We start from the raw sequence: 18,612 nt of genomic DNA on the forward strand, positions 1-18,612 counted from the left end.
CCAAAAACTTTCCGCCGTGAGAAAATTGCTTGAAACATTATCATTTCAAGCACTCGGTAGTTTTGAGACCTTAGGCTCAAAACTAAGTCATGGAACTTCGAAGAAGTTCGCTGACGTCCGTACTCACCTAAGGAAAGTTTTTTTAAAAATACTTTGCCTTCAATTTGAGTACTACAGCATTCTGTAGTACTTTTTTATCTTTCCTTACAGCTCTAAGGGAAAAGGGCAGGTAAGAAAATATAGTATAAAACCCTATTGTAGGATAGTTTGTGAAAATTTCTCAAAAAGAGGATCTGTTATGGAATAGGGATTGAGCATCTCTGAGCAGATCCTTATACATGTGAATCTCTTTGTGATAAATTAATACTGTAATCGTTTTGTAAATCGTTTTCATGAGAAAAGTCAGAAAAAACTCATTTTCAAGGCGAGATGATCGCAAAGATGAAGTAGAAGCGCTATGCTGCATTTTAAGGGATCAAAATAGAATTAAAGGAGAGTTAGAATGACTCAAGGAAAAATTACTGCATCTGCAGCAATGCTTAATGTATTGAAAACATGGGGCGTAGATACGATCTACGGTATCCCATCTGGAACACTTAGCTCACTTATGGACGCTTTGGCTGAAGACAAAGATATCCGTTTCTTGCAAGTTCGTCACGAAGAAACTGGTGCTCTTGCAGCGGTTATGCAAGCTAAATTTGGTGGCTCTATCGGGGTTGCAGTTGGTTCAGGTGGACCTGGTGCGACTCACTTGATCAATGGTGTTTACGATGCAGCTATGGATAACACTCCATTCCTTGCTATCCTTGGATCACGTCCAGTTAACGAATTGAACTTGGATGCCTTCCAAGAATTGAACCAAAACCCAATGTACAACGGTATCGCTGTTTACAACAAACGTGTAGCTTACGCAGAACAATTACCAAAAGTAATCGACGAAGCTTGCCGTGCTGCCGTTTCTAAAAAAGGTCCAGCCGTTGTTGAAATTCCAGTAAACTTTGGTTTCCAAGAAATTGACGAAAACTCTTACTACGGATCAGGTTCTTATGAACGTCACTTTATCGCTCCTGCCTTGAACGAAGTGGAAATCGATAAAGCTGTTGAAATCTTGAACAACGCTGAACGTCCAGTGATCTACGCTGGTTTCGGTGGAGTTGGTGCGGGTGATGTCATCACTGAATTGTCACGCAAGATTAAAGCACCAATCATTACAACTGGTAAAAACTTTGAAGCCTTCGAATGGAACTATGAAGGATTGACAGGTTCTGCTTACCGTGTTGGTTGGAAACCAGCCAACGAAGTGGTCTTTGAAGCAGACACAGTTCTTTTCCTTGGTTCAAACTTCCCATTTGCTGAAGTATACGAAGCATTTAAGAACACTGAAAAATTCATCCAAGTGGATATCGACCCTTACAAACTTGGTAAACGTCATGCCCTAGACGCTTCAATCCTTGGTGATGCAGGTCAAGCAGCCAAAGCAATCCTTGATAAAGTGAATCCAGTTGAGTCTACTCCATGGTGGCGTGCAAACGTTAAGAACAACCAAAACTGGCGCGACTACATGAACAAACTCGAAGGCAAAACTGAGGGTGCGCTTCAATTGTACCAAGTATACAATGCCATCAACAAACATGCTGATCAAGACGCTATCTACTCAATCGACGTAGGTGACACTACTCAAACATCTACTCGTCACCTTCACATGACACCTAAGAACATGTGGCGTACATCTCCACTCTTTGCGACAATGGGTATTGCCCTTCCTGGTGGTATCGCTGCTAAGAAAGACAATCCAGATCGCCAAGTATGGAACATCATGGGTGACGGTGCATTCAACATGTGCTACCCAGACGTTATCACAAACGTTCAATACGACCTTCCAGTTATCAACGTTGTCTTCTCAAATGGTAAATATGCCTTCATCAAGGACAAATACGAAGACACAAACAAACACTTGTTTGGTTGTGACTTCCCTAATGCTGACTATGCGAAAATCGCTGAAGCTCAAGGAGCTATTGGATTTACAGTTGACCGTATCGAAGACATCGACGCAGTCGTTGCTGAAGCTGTTAAATTGAACAAAGAAGGTAAGACAGTTGTCATCGATGCTCGCATCACGCAACACCGTCCACTTCCAGTAGAAGTTCTTGAGTTGGATCCAAAACAACACTCAGAAGAAGCAATCAAAGCCTTCAAGGAAAAATACGAAGCAGAAGAACTCGTACCATTCCGCCTCTTCTTGGAAGAAGAAGGGTTGCAATCACGCGCAATCAAATAATTCCTCTCGTGGAAAATCAAATGTAAACTGCGTTATCTTCACCTCGCCGTACTCCAGTACTGTCTGCGGTTCGATGCCTTGTTTATTCATTGATTTTCATAGAGAGAAACTTGAAAAGATCGGAGCAATCCGGTCTTTTTGTGGAGGATAAGAAATGAATTTAAATCAATTAGATATTATCGTTTCAGATGTTACCCAAGTTTGTGCTAGCTTGGAGCGTATTTTGGATAAAAAAGCCGATTATGTTGACGACAGTTTTGCTCAGTTCACGATTGGCAGTCACTGTCTCATGTTATCACAAAATCATTTGGTTCCTTTGGAAAATTTCCAGTCAGGAATCATTCTTCACGTTGAAGTTGAGGATGTAGACCAGAACTACCAACGATTGAAAGAGCTTGGTATCCAGGTTTTGAACGGTCCAGTTGTAACCGATTGGGGAACCGAATCCCTGCTAGTAAGTGGTCCAGCAGGTCTAGTGATTGATTTTTATCGTATGAAGTAGGTAATTCTATTATCAAAAAATTTAAACGTTCTTGGAGTAGAACTTAAAAAGATCGGAGCCATCCGGTCTTTTTTATTAAAGACAAAGTCTTCTTTGAAACTTTCCTTATGTGAATACGGACGTCAGCGAACTTCGAAGAAGTTCCATGACTAAATCAAGATGCAAAGGGCGTCTGCGGATAAAGTCAAAATAGGAAGTTTGACGCAGAATCTTTCGATTCTAGGAGAACTTATCTTTTTGACACAATCCGCAGCCAGTGTTCAATTAGTTTTAAGCCCCTTCGCTTTTCAATTTCTGGGCTCAGGCTAAAACAGTTCCCCGAACTGTTTTACTCTCAAAACTCCCGAGTGCTAGAAACAATAGTGTTTCTAGCACTTTTCTCACGGCGGAAAGTTTCAGTTTATTCTTTACGATTAAAAAAAAGGAATCATTCTTATTTTTCAGAAAAGCCGATATTAAATTAGGTGAAAAACAATTTGTATACATTCTGAAAGATCGGAGCCATCCGGCCTTTTTGTGTTGCACGTGAACAGAAATAACCTTAGAATAGGTTTAGTTTTTCATAGGATCTTGTAGGATTTTTTGGAAAGAGAAGGGTATAATAGAACTATCAAATCAAGTGAGGTAGAGAGATGACCGACAAACTTCAATTTCCAGATGGTTTCCTTTGGGGTGGGGCGACAGCTGCCAACCAGTGTGAGGGAGCTTATAATGAAGATGGCCGTGGCTTGGCCAATGTGGATGTGGTGCCGATTGGGCCTGATCGTCACGCCATTATTACGGGTCAGAAAAAGATGTTTGACTTTGAAGAGGGCTATTTTTATCCGGCTAAGGATGGCATTGATATGTACCATCGCTACAAGGAAGACATTGCTCTCTTTGGGGAAATGGGCTTTAAAACCTATCGTTTGTCCATTGCCTGGTCTCGGATCTTCCCACAAGGAGATGAACTAGAGCCGAATGAGGCAGGTCTACAGTTTTATGAAGATCTTTTTAAGGAATGTCGCAAGTATGGCATTGAGCCCTTGGTGACCATTACCCACTTTGACTGTCCCATGCATTTGATTACCGAGTATGGAGGTTGGCGTAGTCGCAAGATGTTGGAATGTTATGAACGTCTTTGCCGGACCCTCTTCACTCGCTACAAGGGCTTGGTCAAATACTGGCTAACCTTTAATGAAATCAATATGATCCTTCATGCGCCTTTTATGGGAGCGGGTCTCTGCTTTGAAGAAGGGGAGAATGAGGAGCAAGTCAAATACCAGGCGGCTCACCATGAATTGGTCGCTTCAGCCATTGCCACCAAGCTAGCCCATGAGATTGATCCTGACAACAAGGTCGGCTGTATGTTGGCAGCTGGGCAAAACTATCCGCATACCTGTGCTCCGCGGGATGTATGGGCTGGTCTAGAAGAAGATCGTAAGAACTATTTCTTTATCGATGTGCAGGCGCGTGGGGAATACCCTAACTATGCCAAGAAAGAGTGGGAGCGTCAGGGAATCACAGTTGAGATGACGGAGCAGGACCTGCAATTGTTGAAAGAACACACGGTAGACTTTATTTCCTTCTCCTACTATGCCAGTCGGGTCGCTTCAGGGGATCCAGCTGAAAGGGAAAAAACAGCGGGCAATATCTTTGCCTCTCTGAAGAATCCCTACCTAGAAAGCACAGAATGGGGTTGGCAGATTGACCCTCTTGGTCTCCGCATTACCCTCAACACCATCTGGGATCGTTATCAAAAGCCTCTATTTATCGTTGAAAATGGACTAGGGGCAGTTGATACACCAAATGAAGCCGGGGAGATTGAGGATGACTACCGGATTGACTACTTAGCAGCCCACATCAAAGCCATGCGGGAGGCCATCCATGAAGATGGCGTTGTCCTCTGGGGCTATACGACTTGGGGTTGTATTGACCTGGTCTCTGCTGGGACAGGAGAAATGAAGAAGCGCTACGGCTTTATCTATGTCGATCGGGACAACGAAGGCAAGGGAAGCTTGGAGCGCTCCCGTAAGAAATCCTTCTATTGGTACAAAGAAGTCATTGCGACCAATGGAGCTTCTGTTGAATAAAAGTTTTCGGTACTTGCTGGCCGACTCTCTCCTATAAACGAAAAAGCTTAGAATCCCAACCACAAGCTGGGGTTCTAAGCTTTTTGTATGTAGTTTAGCCAAGTCATTACGGATTTACTGGTCGTAATCTAAGACATTGTTCTCGATGACAAACTTAGATTCAGCGGAAATGTTGGCTGCTCCTAGTTGCAACTGAGAACTTCCGTCTGGCTTCATGATGTGCCACTGACCGTCCTTGTGGGCAAAGATGGCCTCAAATGTGACGTTATTGCTCTTGTCTCGAATGGGTAGAACAAATGCTTGATCTGTATTCTCTAAGAGAATCTCTTCTTTTTTTTCAAAGTTATAGATATAAAATTGCCCAGTTCTTTGTCCCAAACCATGTAGTTCATCGACTTTTTGCCAGTTCTCAAATTTTGTCCGAACAAGGGATTCATTATAAATCTTGTTGAAGGTTTCGTTCCGTTTCTTCGTTTCTTCCTCGTCTAGTGTTTTCTGAAACTCTGCAACCTTTTTAGTTGTTTGGATGGTTTGTTTGTTTTGCTCCCTGATTTGTTGTCGGTGGATGACTCGCATCATTCTTGCAGCAACGCCCAGGATGACAAGGATGGATACAAGACTGATTTTAGTTTTAGCATTATTTTTCATAGATGAGTCTCCCTATTGTGTCATTGGTCCTATTATACCCTTTGAAAGAAAGGATCGTCAAGTTCATCTTGTGATGATCTAACATGCAGATCTACCTGGGGACTATAGGCTTTTAGTCAGATTTTCATTGACGAAGGAGCTTTTATTTGATAGGCTAGGGGAATAGAACTGATTTCGCAAGAAAAGAAAAAAGGAGTGAGGCAAGTGGCACGGGTTTTATTAATCGAGGACAATAATGATATCCAAGAAATTTTGTATAGTTTGTTAAGCGAAGACCATGAGGTGCTTCAAGCCTTTTCGGGTACAGAAGGGCTGCGGCTCTTCCAGCAAGAAGCCGTTGATTTGGTTCTTCTGGATATCATGCTTCCAGGGAAGAATGGGGACCAGGTCCTGGAGGAGATCCGTTTGCAGAGTCAGGTGCCGGTTATCATGATGACGGCTCTGGGAGACAAACACCTCATTAGCCAGTATCTCCTTGCAGGTGCCAATGATTATATTGTCAAGCCCTTTAATCTGGACGAAGTGGCGGCTCGGGTGACGGTGCAGTTGCGAAATCAACCGACGGTAGCACAGGAAGCTCAAGCGTCGCAAAAGCTCTCTTTTAAAAATCTGGTTCTGAATCCAGAAATCTTTGAACTGGAGTCTGGCGCACAGACGCTTCGCTTGGGTAAAAAAGAATTTCAAATTTTTGAAACCTTACTGGCGCATCCAAAGAAGATTTTCACCAAGGAAGAATTGTATGAAGCGGTCTGGGAAGAAGTCTATCTGCCTGGAGACAATACCCTCAATGCCCAACTGAGCAATCTTCGAAAGAAAATTGCCCAGCTTGACCCAGATGAGGACTATATTGAAACGGTCTGGGGCTTGGGTGTTCGCTTGAAAGGAGACAAGTAATGTGGGTTTTAGTTCTAATTCTTGTCGTCCTTGTCCTTCTCTTGGGACTGGGTTATGTTCGCTTGCTTTCTGCTTTAAAGGATTTGCAGGAGCAGATTCAACAGAAGCTCCAAAATGGGAGTGGGGTACGGTTAACGTCACGTGTTTCAAAAAAAGAATTGGTTGCCTTGACCAAGCAGGTCAGTGATCTCTTTGATCAGATCGAGCGGACCAATCGGATTGCCTTTCAAGAGAAAAAGACCTTGGATATGGCCATTAGTAATATTGCTCATGATATCCGGACGCCTTTGACCATTGCATCGGGCTATACCCAACAAATCATCAAGGGTGGGATGCAGGAAGAGGAAAAGCTGAAGAAAATTGCTTCCAATCTTCAAGTCGTCTCAAAACGCCTGGAATCTCTCTTGGAATATAGACGCTTGATGGAGGGAGCTATTCAGCCTCGGCTTTCAGACGTCGATCTCAGCCAAGTCCTGACCCAGCAGTTGTTCCAGTATTACGATAGCTTGACTGAGGCGGGGATTGCCTTAGAGGTGGAGCTAGAAGAGCATCTTCATTATGCGACCGATCCTGAGCTTTGGGAGCGCCTCTTGCAAAATATGCTCAGCAATGTCCTCAAACATGGAAAGGAGCAGGCGCGTTTGACCTTGATGTCGGACGCGGACACGATTCGGGTCGAATTGCGCAATATTGTGCAACAACCGATCCAACATTTAGACCAACTGGCTAGTCGATTCTACTCTGAAAATCTGTCGGATACAGAAGAGTCTTCTGGCTTGGGTCTCTACATTATTCAAAATTTTGTAGAGATCTTAGGCGGCGACTTGCAACTGGCGACGGAAGCAGACTGGTTTGTTTTGACCATTACACTAAGAAAAAATGCTTGAGCACCGCTCAAGCATTTTTGTTATAAATCTTTGTGTTTAAAAGTAGCGAGTCCCAAGAATCCGAAAACAAGGATGAATCCAAGGGCAATCGAGAGAGTGTTGTTCGTTGCTGTCGTACTTTGGACCATGGAATATTGAAACTCCAAGTTTAGATAGTGGAGAATGTCAATATCTTTAAAGAAAAGCGCAGGTAGACTTAAGAGGATATTTCCAATGAAGTAGCCAACGAAGGCTAGGGTGATGGATTGGCTAGCATAAAGAAGGAAGGAAATGATACTGACCCAAGCCAGGGTGGCAAGGAACTGAATCAGCACGGTCAGACCAAAATGAGCAAGGAAGTGCTCTGGCATGGTGCCAAGTCCATTGTAGAGGGTCGCGATCAAGAAGACGAGACCATAAGAAACGAGAAATTGGAAGAGGGCAATGGTCAGGACAACGGCGCTTTTGGCAAAGTAGTAGCTGGTGCGCGAAACCCCATAGGCCAGATTATTCTTGTATAAGTTTTGCGTTAAGTCTGTTCCTAGAACCAAGGTGATGACAATAATGGTAAAGAGGATAGTCACACTGATGCTGGAAGAGTAGTTGGTCAAGGCTTTAAAGCCCGTCCAAACTTCGGTTGCTTGGGGTAATTTGGATTCCGTATTGACGCCGACGTGGCCGGTAGCTCCAAAGATGACTCCAGACAGGATGTTGAGAACGAGAATGGCTTCTGTAATCCAAAAACCTTTAGAGCGAAAAAGTCTGTAAAAATCTGCTTGAATGGTATGCAACATGATAAATCTCCTAAATGAAATATGTGGGATAAGTAATGCAAGACGGTGGGTTGACTAGTCTACCAAGTCCGTAAAGAATTTTTCCAGATCTTGGCGGGCATAGTAGATTTCATCCACGTCAATATCTGCTTGAACGAGGGCTTTGACAATGACTTTAATATCGTGAGTCTGGCCGAAGATATGGATTTCTCCATCCTTATCGATGACTTTGATACGGTGATGGAGTTGATCCTGGATCAGTTGACTGGCAAGGGCTAGCTGGCTAGTCTTGAGGATGATGTAATCTTCTCCTTGTTCTTCGAATTCAGCCTTGCTAATTTCTTTAATCAGGCGTCCTTGGTCGACAATACCAAAACGATTGGCAACCAGATAAAGTTCGGACAGGATGTGACTGGAAATGAGGATGGTCATGCCGAGTTCATCGTTGAGGCGCTTGATCATCTGACGGAATTCCTTGATTCCGACAGGATCGAGACCATTGATGGGTTCGTCCAAAATGAGGAAGTCGGGCTTGGCAATGAGCGCAATCGCAATTCCCAACCGTTGTTTCATCCCGAGTGAAAAATCGCGGAATTTCTTCTTACCCGTATTATTCAGGCCGACATAGTTCAAGGTTTCTTTGATGACCTGATCAGGGTTGGGGATATGGCGAGCTTTGCAATAATAGACCAGGTTTTGATAAGCGGTCATATGCTTATGGGCCACAGGACTCTCAATGACGGAACCAACCCGTTTTAGGGCTTGCGTCCACTGGGAGCGATTTGTAGAAGAAAAGAGAGAGACGCTTCCGTCAGTTTCTTGAATCAGCTGGGTGATGACCTTGATGAGGGTGGTTTTCCCAGCCCCGTTTTTACCGATCAGGCCGTAGACGTCGCCTTTGCGAATGGTGAGATTCACATCATTTAAGGCGTATTGATGACCGAACTTTTTACTCAAATGGGAAATTTCTAATACTTTTTCCATGGTTTTCTCCTTCGTCCAAATGACTAGTTGTTTTCTTTACACTCTTAGTATACAGCTTGCTTTTCAAATAACTATCAAGCAATTCTCAAATATTTCTAAAAAAACGACTAACTTTTAAAAAGTTAGCCGTGACTTTAGGACTAAGTTTTCCTAGAGGCTTTCCTTAGGTGAGTACGGACGTCAGCGAACTTCAAAGAAGTTCCAAGACTTAGTTTTGAGTCTAAGGTCTCAAAACTCCCGAGTGCCTGAAATAATTGTGTTTCAGGCACTTTTCTCACAGTGGAAAGCCTCAAGGTATTCATGAGTAACTTAAGAAAATAAACATTTCTTTAAATTTCTTGATTTTTTAAGTTATGTAACATGAAAATATACTTTATCTACATTAAGAGGAACTGTTTTTTTAATGTAGCCTCTTCATTTTAAAATTCAGCAACAAACTCTTTGATGGCTTGCGCGAGTTCATAGGGTTTCTCGGTATTGAGTAGATGACCTCCGTCTGCGATTTCTTGATAGCGACCTTTTGGCAGGAGTTTGGCCAATTTTTTAGAAGAAGATTGATTGGCCCAATCTCTGCTACCACAAACAACCAAGCTAGGAAGAGGGCAAGCTTTAACGGTATCGGTTAAATTGAGCCCTTTTAATTCGGTCAAGATTTGAAGCATCTGTTGTTTATTGGCATCTTGCTTTTCAAAGACATGCTTGGGAAGTAGACGAAAGAGAAGGATCTGGAGCCGATAGAGGGGATTGGTGTTAAGTTTGTATTGTGTTCCTACAAGGACTAAGCCCTTGAGTTGCGGGAAGTCTTGTCTTGAGAGATCAAGAGCGAGCACGCCACCTAGTGAGAGTCCTACCAGAATAAAGGGTTCGCTTTCTTGCTGGAGGCGCTCCATCAACCTTTCTTTGACTTCCTGATAGCTTTCTTTTGGATGGGAGAAAATATCAAAAGTTTTGGAGTGCAAGGGTGAAAGTGCAAATTGGACTCCTTGCCAAGAGAGGACATCTTGCCCTAGTCCATGTAAAAAAATCAGTTTCATCAGGAATCCTTTCTTTGAAAATCGAGTTCGTAGAGACCACGAAGAGCATTGCAGGCATAAATACGATCAGCGTCTGTTAAATCGTTCAGAGTTAAGAGTTTTTCTTCAACTTGCTGGGTCTCAAGAAGATGACGCCGATAAATGCCATCGAGTAAGGGGAGGTGAGCTGGTGGAGTATAGAGTTGTCCCTCTATTTCCAGCACCAGATTGCCAATCGTCGTCTCTAGCAAGGTTCCGTCTGGCAGATGGAAAATTTGCTCGTGATCTGACTGGCCTAGATGGTCTCTCTGACTCGTTTTGAAATAAGTAAATGGCGTCGCTAAATCAAGCTTCTGCTCTGTCAGTTGGGCCTGTAGATAGCTAGCTGGCAAGTCTGTCAGCTCCGTGATTACTAGGTGGAAGGTCCCGTTTTTTTGCAAGGCGATCCGACAACGATAGTCAAGGTTGAGATCTAAATGAGCGAGTTCTTCTTGAAGTTCTTTCAGGAGCTTCGACTCATCATAAGGATATGCAAAGTAGCGACTAGCTTCTCTCAAGCGTGTTACATGTTGGTCGAGGAAAGTCAACTCTCCTTGGTGGATGCAGCCAGTCGTCAGGAGCTCAAAGCGAGGTTCTTGCCGGTAGAGGACAGCCGATTTTTGCTTGGTTTCCTGGTATTCACCTTCCCATTTGCTGTCCCAAGTGATGCCTCCTCCCACGCCATAGATGGCTTGATTCCCCTGCATTTGAAGGGTCCGGATGGCTACATTAAAAATCCGTTTCCCTTTTGGAAGAAGGATGCCGATCGTTCCACAGTAGACACCTCGAGGAGACTTCTCCGTCTTTTGGATGATTTCCATAGTGGAGATCTTCGGTGCTCCTGTAATCGAGCCACAAGGAAAGAGAGCTCGGAAGGTTTGGATCAGGTCGATTTCAGCTCGTAAGCGACTTTCAATGGTCGAGGTCATCTGCCAAACAGTGGAGTATTGCTCGACTTGGCAGAGATGGGTCACCTGCTCACTTCCAATCTCCGAAATCCGGTTCATGTCATTGCGGAGGAGGTCGACGATCATCATGTTTTCTGCTCGATTTTTCGGGTCGGCTTCTAGCCAAGCAGCCTCTTGAAGATCCTCTTGGTTGGTGAGACCACGGTGCGTCGTTCCTTTCATGGGGCGCGTGGTCAGTAGCCGGTCGTCTTGCTCAAAAAAGAGCTCAGGACTGATGGAGAGGATAGAGACATCATCGTGCTGGATGAAGGCATTGTAATGGGCCTTTTGCTCTACCACTAAGCGATTGTAGATGGCCAAAGGATCTGCTTTTAGCTCTTGAGAAAGCTGGACAGTGTAGTTGACCTGGTAGGTATCTCCCTGGCGAATATGGTGATGGATGGTCTCGATGGCTTCTTGATAAGCAGGCGCCTCTACCTCTTCCTTCCAATTGGCTGGAAGATCCACAGCTTCATAGTCCTCTGGAAAAGGAAGGGTTTCGACCTTCTCGTGGATAGTAAAATAGAGGAGATACTCTCCCATAAGAGGGGCTGGATGGACAGCAAACTTCTTCTCAAAAGCAGGAGCAGCCTCATAGCTGACATAGCCAACAGCATAAAAGCCTTGCTCCTGGTAGGCTTCGACTTCTCTAAGAAGATCCTCTACCTGGTCGAGGTTTCTAGTTTTTAATTCCTTTATGGGCTTGGTGAAAAGGTAGCGCAATCCAAGCTCTTTAAAATCAATAATGGTTTGTTTATGCATGCTTTGAGTATATCAAAAATAGAGGAAAAAAGGTAGATAAGGATGTAAGATTCCTTGCTTGGCCTTCCCTTTCATGCTAAAATAACCATAGAAACTGCTTTGGGCAAGGAGTAGGACTATGCAAAAGAATCCCCTCTATAACACCTCTAGTATCAGCTTTTTTCAATACCTCTTTGCGATTGCAGTGATTTTGGTGCATAGTGGTCGCTTGACCTCTTATGAGCCACTGCATTTTGGTCTCAAGAGTATGCTCGGCCGGCTAGCGGTGCCATTTTTTATCGTCTGTGCCAGCTTTTTCCTCAAACACTCCCTAGGGAATTCTAAGAAAATGAAGGCATATCTGGTCAAAATCGTAAAAAACTATTTGTTTTGGAGTTTCGTTTACCTCCCTTATGCCTGGCTCTTTTTCTCTAGTCTCCATCTTCCTGTTTATCTCTTTCCAGCAGGAATCTTGATTGCTCTGGTCTACTTGGGAATGTGCTACCAACTCTGGTATATTCCTGCTTTTTTGCTGGGCTTGTTTTTGGTCAATCAATTGGTCAAACGCCTAGGTATGGTTTGGACGGGGTTGATCACCTTTCTTCTTTACTGCTGGGGCTTGATCGAGACCTATTCGGCTTATCTGGATACCACAAGTCTTCTCAAGGGTTACCAGCTCTACAGCAACCTATTTTTTACAGCGCGAAATGGTCTCTTTTACACGCCCATTTTTATTTATATGGGTTATTATCTGTATGACCATTTTCATGCACAAACTTTTAGAATTCACCGTTGGCAAAAGCTAGCTCTTGCCTTTGGATTGCTCTGTCTAGAAGGGATCATTATTTTTCAACACCAAGGAATTGATAAGAACTTTTTCTTTCTTCTTCCCTTTGTGACCGTTTATTTGGTCAATGCCTGCCTGCGATCGTCCTTTTTGAAAAGCTATGATTTACAGTATTTAAAGCAAATGAGTATAGCCCTTTACTTTTCGCATCCGATCTTTATCGAGTGGGCTCGCTATGGCTTTAGCAGCCTCCCTCTCTCTTATCCAGACAGGGGCAAGCTGATTTTTGTGACTGCCTTGTTTGGTAGTCACCTTTTTGGACTAGCTATGCTGTGGGTACGAGAGAGAAGGGAAAAACAAAAGATTCCTTCAAATGGTGAAGAGTTAGATAAAATAATCAACCAATAGTAGGGTGTACAAAACTCAAGCAGATGTGTTTGAGTTTTTTTGTATGAAGAAAATCAAGGAAGAATAAGAATTGGCAGACTGCTCCTCCTTGTTTATAAATGTTTTATTTTCTTGCCCTTGGATAGAAGAAAGGGGAAATCAGTACCAGATAGTGATTTATAATATAGACATCATTGCAAATAATGTCTATATTATTGAATAGTGATGATTTAATTTGAAAAGCAAAGGATATTTTAAAAAATAAGTGATAAAATTAAAGGGAGGGCCTTTTGGAAGGCTAACAAAAGTAAAGGAGATAAGACATGAAAAAGCTTCGTTCATTATGGAAAGACTTTTTGAAAAAAGGTTTTGCCATTTTAACAATTTTCATGATGCTAGGCCAGCTTGGTCAAGGGGCGATCACAGCCTTTGCCAATGAGCTAGCAGTCGGGGATAATGGGGCCTTGGATGTTACCCTTATGTATGGGGATAAACAGAACCATCCAGATGGGATGTCCTATTACACAGGGGATACCATGTCTGGTTATATCCAGATCACCCCTAAGAATTTGACAACGGATATTAATGAAGTAACGGTGACCTTGAAGGTTCCTGGAAAGTACTTACGAGAAGTTAGTTTCCCTGACTTCAATAGTGCTTCAGAGCATGACAAACCAACGGTTACAAAAGTTGGAGATGATTATCAAGTCACACTTCACTTTAACAATTACCAAAAGTCAGAGGTCCTGACTTTACCATTTATTGGAAAATTTAAAGTCGGTTATGCACCGACCAATTATTCATTGGATATTACGGGTACCTTGAATATCAATGGTCAAGAAGCAAAACTCAATGATATCATTTGGAAACCCAAGTACAATGACTATCGCTTAACCAAGTATATCAACCAAAACTTGAACGAAGCCATGTCCAAGGACTATGCGGAAGCCATGCCTGGTGTTGTCAAAGGGGCTGACGGAAAAAATTATATTGAAACCCCATCATCTGTTCCATTTGCATTTCAATTGGAGGGAATGCAAGGACAGTATGGGGGACAATATCGTCAATTAGAATCAGTAACGCTTACCGATAAGTTGCCAACCTATACAGATAAAAATGGCAATACCCGGACAGCAGTTTTAGATACAGCTAAGTCTGAAGGTTGGGTAGATAATGGAGATGGCACCGTTTCTAAGACGTTTACAGCAGATGCAAACGGTAATCCAGCAGCTTATCACCAAGAATTCATGGCAAAAATCAAGAATACAAGTTACCTTTACTTGAAGTTTCCTGATTTAGTTTTGGAAAAGGACCAGACTCTCAAAGACGTCCTTAGTAAGGATTTGACAAACTCAGGAAGTATTGTGGGAATTCCTGCCAATCGTGGAGAGGGAGAACCGGATATTACAGCTGAAGATTCTCTTATTTTCCGCTTGACCTCTCGTGACCTGGAAGGGGCTGGAAGTTTTGCCAAAAAAGCAGATGGTGATGTCTATGATTCAACTGAATATAAAGCAGCAAACTATAAATGGATCATCGCTTTTGATAATAAAACTCCTTCGACACAAAAGAATTTTGTTTTCTATGATGAGACAGTGGACTCTCGGTTAAAATTCACCAAGATTGATTACGCTCGTCTTATGCAAGGAAATTACGGTATTGGTGAGTATATCAGCAAATATGTGAAACGCATCATCCTTACTTTAGAAGATGGTAGCCAAAAAGAAATTCAGCCGGAAACAGACAAAGATGGCAATGGCTTGATTGATTTAAGCAAGTATGGAACCGTTGTCGGTTGGCGGATGGAAATGAAGGATGATTTTGTCCTAAAATCTGGTCAAGGAATTCGCCTCAATACCTATACAAGCTTCAAAGATCCAGAAAAGACTCGTTACGATGAAAATGATGCGACCAAGAATGAATTCAAGAATACAGGTCGTGTCACTTATCAAACACAATCAAATATTGCTAAAGACCAAACATCAGATTGGACCTTTAAGCTGATTCCTTTGAAGGAAAGCTTTGAGATTTCAAAAACGACGGATTACAATGATGTTCGTTATACTGATGGACAAAATATTCGTTTTGGTTTGATGGCAACCAAAGTAGTTTTAGATCCTGATAAGGATTATGGAGACCTGCGAATCATTGATCTTTATGATCCAAATACCCTTAAAGTCGACTATAAAGATTTTGAGAGAAACCTTGCCTCTAATGAAAAAGGTATGAAATTCTTAAAGAGCTACGATGTCATTGAAAACTACCACAATTCTGGACGGACAGCTCTCATCATGCATTTGGATCAAAAAGAGTTTATTAAAACTTCTCTTCAAGATCTTAATCGCGTGCGTCTACCATTTATCGTGGCCGATCTGAAAGGGAAAGACGATGGTGGGACCTTCACCAATAAAGTTTATGTCGCTGGAAATGGGATCCACGATCTTGAAAATGCCAACCCTGATCGGGTCACGGAAGATGTGTATGATCTGAACGGAAATGGTTCAACAACGGATAAAATTCCATATGCGGAATCAAACTATACGATTGTTGCTGCTGAAGGAATCTATGCACGCAAATATATCGCTAAAAATGATGACCTGTCAGACGCTTCGATTGTGACACGTACCTTCAAACCAGGTGAAACCTTTAACTACAAACTCACCATTAAAAATAATACGGATAAGGCAGTAGAAGACGGAGTCGTCTATGATGTCCTACCAAAAGTAAAAGACGTTAACACACTAGACGGATCTGGTCGGATGACAGAATACACGGTCAGCCTTCGTGGACCAGTGACAGCTCCAGAAGGATGGACGGTCTACTATACAACTGATACAGGCGTTACGACAGATACCATGGCGCAAGCTGCTGACAAAGATATTTGGACGACAGCTGTGGCTGATTACAGTCAAGTAACAGGAATCAAGTTAGTTGCAAATGCTGGTACTACGATTCCTGCGCGTGGAGAAGCAAGCTTTGGTGTCCCAGTTGTAAATCCAAGTGAATTGACTGATGAAGTCAAGGCTTTGATGCAAAAACGCACCAAAGATAATGAAGATAACGGCGGTCGTTCTGGTCTTGTTCAAGCCCATAACCAGTTTGGTTACAAGGCGAAAGGTCATGAAGGAAATCGTGAGTCTAATACCGTAACTGCACAAATCTTCTCGGCTGCTTTCCACGTCAAGAAGGTGGACAAGGATGATCCTAAGAAAGTTCTTGAAGGTGCTGAATTTACCTTAACTGATGCAAATGGCGCGGTTGTTGCGACGGAAACTTCTGATAAAAAAGGGGAACTTTCCTTTAACACCTTAACAGAAGGAACCTATACGCTCAAAGAAACCAAAGCACCTGAAAACTACAAGTTGGATGAAACAGAACATGCCGTGGTTGTTACCTATGATGCGGACAAACAAATCTACCACGTCACGGTGGATGGAAAAGCAGTTGGCTCAAAAGCAGTCCCAGTTGAGATCGCTAATGAAGCAGATATCAAGTATCTCGATCTTGAAGCTTCAAAAGTTTGGGATGACCAAGACAACCAAGAAGGGCTTCGCCCAGAAAGTGTGGAATTCCAACTCTATAAGAATGGCAAAGCTCAAGGAAAACCAGTCACGGTTTCAGCCGCAACAGACTGGAAAGCCCACTTTACGAATCTTCCAGATAAAGACAGTGATGGCAAGCTCAATACTTACACTGTTAAGGAAGTGAAAGTTCCGACTCATTATACGGTCGATACAGAAGAAGCTAGCTTCACAGATGGAAAAGCCACCATCACTAACAAGCGCACTCCTGAGACCACGACGGTTACAGTCAAGAAAGTCTGGGATGATGCACAAAACCAAGATGGTCTTCGCCCATCTACCATCAAAGTTCACCTCTTGGCAAATGGAACAGAGGTCCAAGCTCTTGATCTGACTGGTGAAGGAGATGAATGGACTCATACCTTCTCAGATCTACCAGTCTATAAAGATGGACAAAAAGTTGTCTACACAGTGACAGAAGACAAAGTGGACAATTACACCACTAAGATTGATGGCACTACAATTACCAATACTTACAAACCAGGTAAGACAAGCCTGACTGTTACGAAAAACTGGAAGGATGCCAATAACCAAGATGGCCTTCGTCCAAAAACAATCAAGGTTCAATTGTATGCTGGTGATCAAAAGGTTGGTAAGGCTGTTGAATTGTCAGCAGATAACAAATGGACCCATACCTTCTCAAACTTAGACGAGAAGAAAGCTGGCCAAGTTATCAACTATACAGTCAAAGAAATCGATGTTCCAGAAGGCTACACACAAGCCGTCGAAGCTACGAACCCAGGTCAAGTAGTCGTGACCAATACGCACGAACCAGAAAAGACCAAAGTAGAAGTGAGCAAGAAATGGGAAGATGGAGACGACCAAGATGGTCTCCGTCCAGCCAGCATTCAAGTTCAATTGTACAAAGATGGCCTTCCAACAGACCAAGTATTAGAACTTTCAGCCGCGAATGACTGGAAAGGTGCATTTGAAAACCTTGATGCCAAGGCAGCTGGAAAAGCAATTGCATATACAGTCAAAGAAGTAACTGTCCCAGATGGTTACAAAGTAACGGTAAATGATAAGGACAAGGCCAATGTTGTCTTGACCAATACGCATGAACCAGCTTTGACAGAGATGAAAGTCACGAAGAAATGGGATGATGCCAATGACCAAGATGGTCTCCGTCCAAAATCCATTAAGGTTCAATTGTATGCAAATGATGAAAAAGTTGGAGATCCGGTTGAATTGTCTGCGGATAATAAGTGGACTCACACCTTCAGCAAGTTGCCTGAAAAGAAAGCTGGCCAAGCGATCAGCTATCGTGTGGAAGAAGTAGATCTTCCAAAGGGCTATGAAGCTCGTAACGACGAGGATGGTAAAGGAAATGCTGTGATTACTAACAAGCATGTTCCAAAAGAAACTCCAAAACAACCAACTCCTCCAAGTTCATCTGAACCAAAGAAACCGGGTCAACCTGAACCTAAAAAACCAAGTCAACCAGAGCCGAAGAAACCAGGCAAGATCTTAGGATTCTTACCAAATACGGGTACGACCATCTCTATTATTAGCCTAGTTTTAGCCTTTGTCTTGGCAAGCATTGCAGCTTATATTTTGAAGAAAAAGAAAAAATAAGCTAGTGCTTCCTTTATAAAATGAGACAAACACCAGAAATGGTGTTTGTTCATATTGAAGACAAAGTCATCTTAGAAACTTTCCATAGGTGAGAGCGGACGTCAGCGAACTTCGAAGAAGTTCCATGACTAATTATTGAGCCTAAGGTCTCAATAATTCCGAGTGCTAGAAACATTATTGTTTCTAGCACTTTTCTCACAGAGGAAAGTTTCAGAAGATGGTCGAATAACACTAATAAATAAAACTTTAAAGAAGTTATTAGATTTATATAAAAGAACAGTTTGTTTCTGTTCTCAAGAAACACCAGAAATGGTGTTTGTTTTTTTATAGTGGTCTCTTTTAATCGTCTAGCGATCGTTCTCATGGGCGCTTGCTCTATTTTTCAATTCCCGAACGTTTTCAAGAAAACTTCAGAAAATTCTTGACTTCTGATGAAATAGGCGTATGATTAGTTGTGAACTGTTGAACAATCCTTTTCAAGAGAAACCCTGATGTCGACTAAGGGATATGTGAAAGGTGAAGCGG

The 18,612-nt window shown here is 42.7% G+C and carries 12 protein-coding genes; 7 read left to right on the forward strand and 5 right to left on the reverse strand.

The genetic code is table 11. The annotated features are described in order from the left end of the window. Positions 1-502: 502 nt before the first annotated feature. The 3 genes from spxB to NML76_RS04430 all read left to right on the forward strand — a co-directional run bounded on the left by spxB (position 503) and on the right by NML76_RS04430 (position 4,852). Positions 503-2,278, forward strand: a complete 1,776-nt coding sequence (spxB, locus tag NML76_RS04420) for a pyruvate oxidase (protein ID WP_195623412.1) — start codon at positions 503-505, stop codon at positions 2,276-2,278. Positions 2,279-2,432: 154 nt separating this feature from the next. Continuing rightward, complete coding sequence (locus tag NML76_RS04425) at positions 2,433-2,780, forward strand: VOC family protein (RefSeq protein ID WP_195623411.1); 348 nt, start codon at positions 2,433-2,435, stop codon at positions 2,778-2,780. A gap of 632 nt (positions 2,781-3,412) precedes the next feature. Next, complete coding sequence (locus NML76_RS04430; protein ID WP_023919092.1) at positions 3,413-4,852, forward strand: 6-phospho-beta-glucosidase; 1,440 nt, start codon at positions 3,413-3,415, stop codon at positions 4,850-4,852. A gap of 114 nt (positions 4,853-4,966) precedes the next feature. On the opposite strand, the gene NML76_RS04435 is transcribed toward NML76_RS04430, so the two are convergent. Continuing rightward, a complete protein-coding gene (locus NML76_RS04435) occupies positions 4,967-5,500 on the reverse strand; it encodes a hypothetical protein (RefSeq protein ID WP_023919090.1) in 534 nt (177 codons plus the stop codon). A gap of 204 nt (positions 5,501-5,704) precedes the next feature. Here NML76_RS04435 and NML76_RS04440 point away from each other — a divergent pair, with 204 nt between their 5' ends. Both NML76_RS04440 and NML76_RS04445 read left to right on the forward strand, forming a co-directional pair. Continuing rightward, complete coding sequence (locus NML76_RS04440; RefSeq protein WP_254732805.1) at positions 5,705-6,394, forward strand: response regulator transcription factor; 690 nt, start codon at positions 5,705-5,707, stop codon at positions 6,392-6,394. Further along, entirely contained in the window at positions 6,394-7,281 is an 888-nt protein-coding gene (locus NML76_RS04445) for a sensor histidine kinase KdpD (RefSeq protein WP_049497969.1), read from the forward strand. The genes NML76_RS04440 and NML76_RS04445 overlap by 1 nt, the downstream gene beginning before the upstream one ends. Positions 7,282-7,301: 20 nt before the next feature. Here NML76_RS04445 and NML76_RS04450 read toward each other — a convergent pair whose 3' ends face one another. From NML76_RS04450 to pabB, 4 genes are all read right to left on the reverse strand, one after another. Then, a complete protein-coding gene (locus NML76_RS04450; RefSeq protein ID WP_254732807.1) occupies positions 7,302-8,054 on the reverse strand; it encodes an ABC transporter permease in 753 nt (250 codons plus the stop codon). A gap of 54 nt (positions 8,055-8,108) precedes the next feature. Continuing rightward, positions 8,109-9,017: an ABC transporter ATP-binding protein gene (locus NML76_RS04455; RefSeq protein WP_049497968.1), complete on the reverse strand. Its 909-nt coding sequence runs from the start codon at positions 9,015-9,017 to the stop codon at positions 8,109-8,111. Positions 9,018-9,436: 419 nt separating this feature from the next. Beyond that, entirely contained in the window at positions 9,437-10,051 is a 615-nt protein-coding gene (locus NML76_RS04460; RefSeq protein WP_254732809.1) for an alpha/beta fold hydrolase, read from the reverse strand. After that, positions 10,051-11,778 carry an aminodeoxychorismate synthase component I gene (gene pabB, locus NML76_RS04465; RefSeq protein WP_254732811.1) on the reverse strand — a complete coding sequence of 576 codons (1,728 nt, stop codon included), beginning with the start codon at positions 11,776-11,778 and terminating at the stop codon, positions 10,051-10,053. Before pabB ends, NML76_RS04460 begins: the two co-directional genes overlap by 1 nt. Positions 11,779-11,896: 118 nt before the next feature. Between pabB and NML76_RS04470 the strand changes: the two genes are divergently transcribed. Next, positions 11,897-12,952 carry an acyltransferase gene (locus NML76_RS04470; protein ID WP_049490427.1) on the forward strand — a complete coding sequence of 352 codons (1,056 nt, stop codon included), beginning with the start codon at positions 11,897-11,899 and terminating at the stop codon, positions 12,950-12,952. Between the two features lie 302 nt (positions 12,953-13,254). Continuing rightward, positions 13,255-18,087, forward strand: a complete 4,833-nt coding sequence (locus NML76_RS04475; protein WP_254732813.1) for a Cna B-type domain-containing protein — start codon at positions 13,255-13,257, stop codon at positions 18,085-18,087. Positions 18,088-18,612: the final 525 nt, after the last annotated feature.

Source organism: Streptococcus sp. CF8_Ac1-9, from assembly GCF_024295565.1.
GTDB classification, from domain to species: domain Bacteria; phylum Bacillota; class Bacilli; order Lactobacillales; family Streptococcaceae; genus Streptococcus; species Streptococcus parasanguinis_X.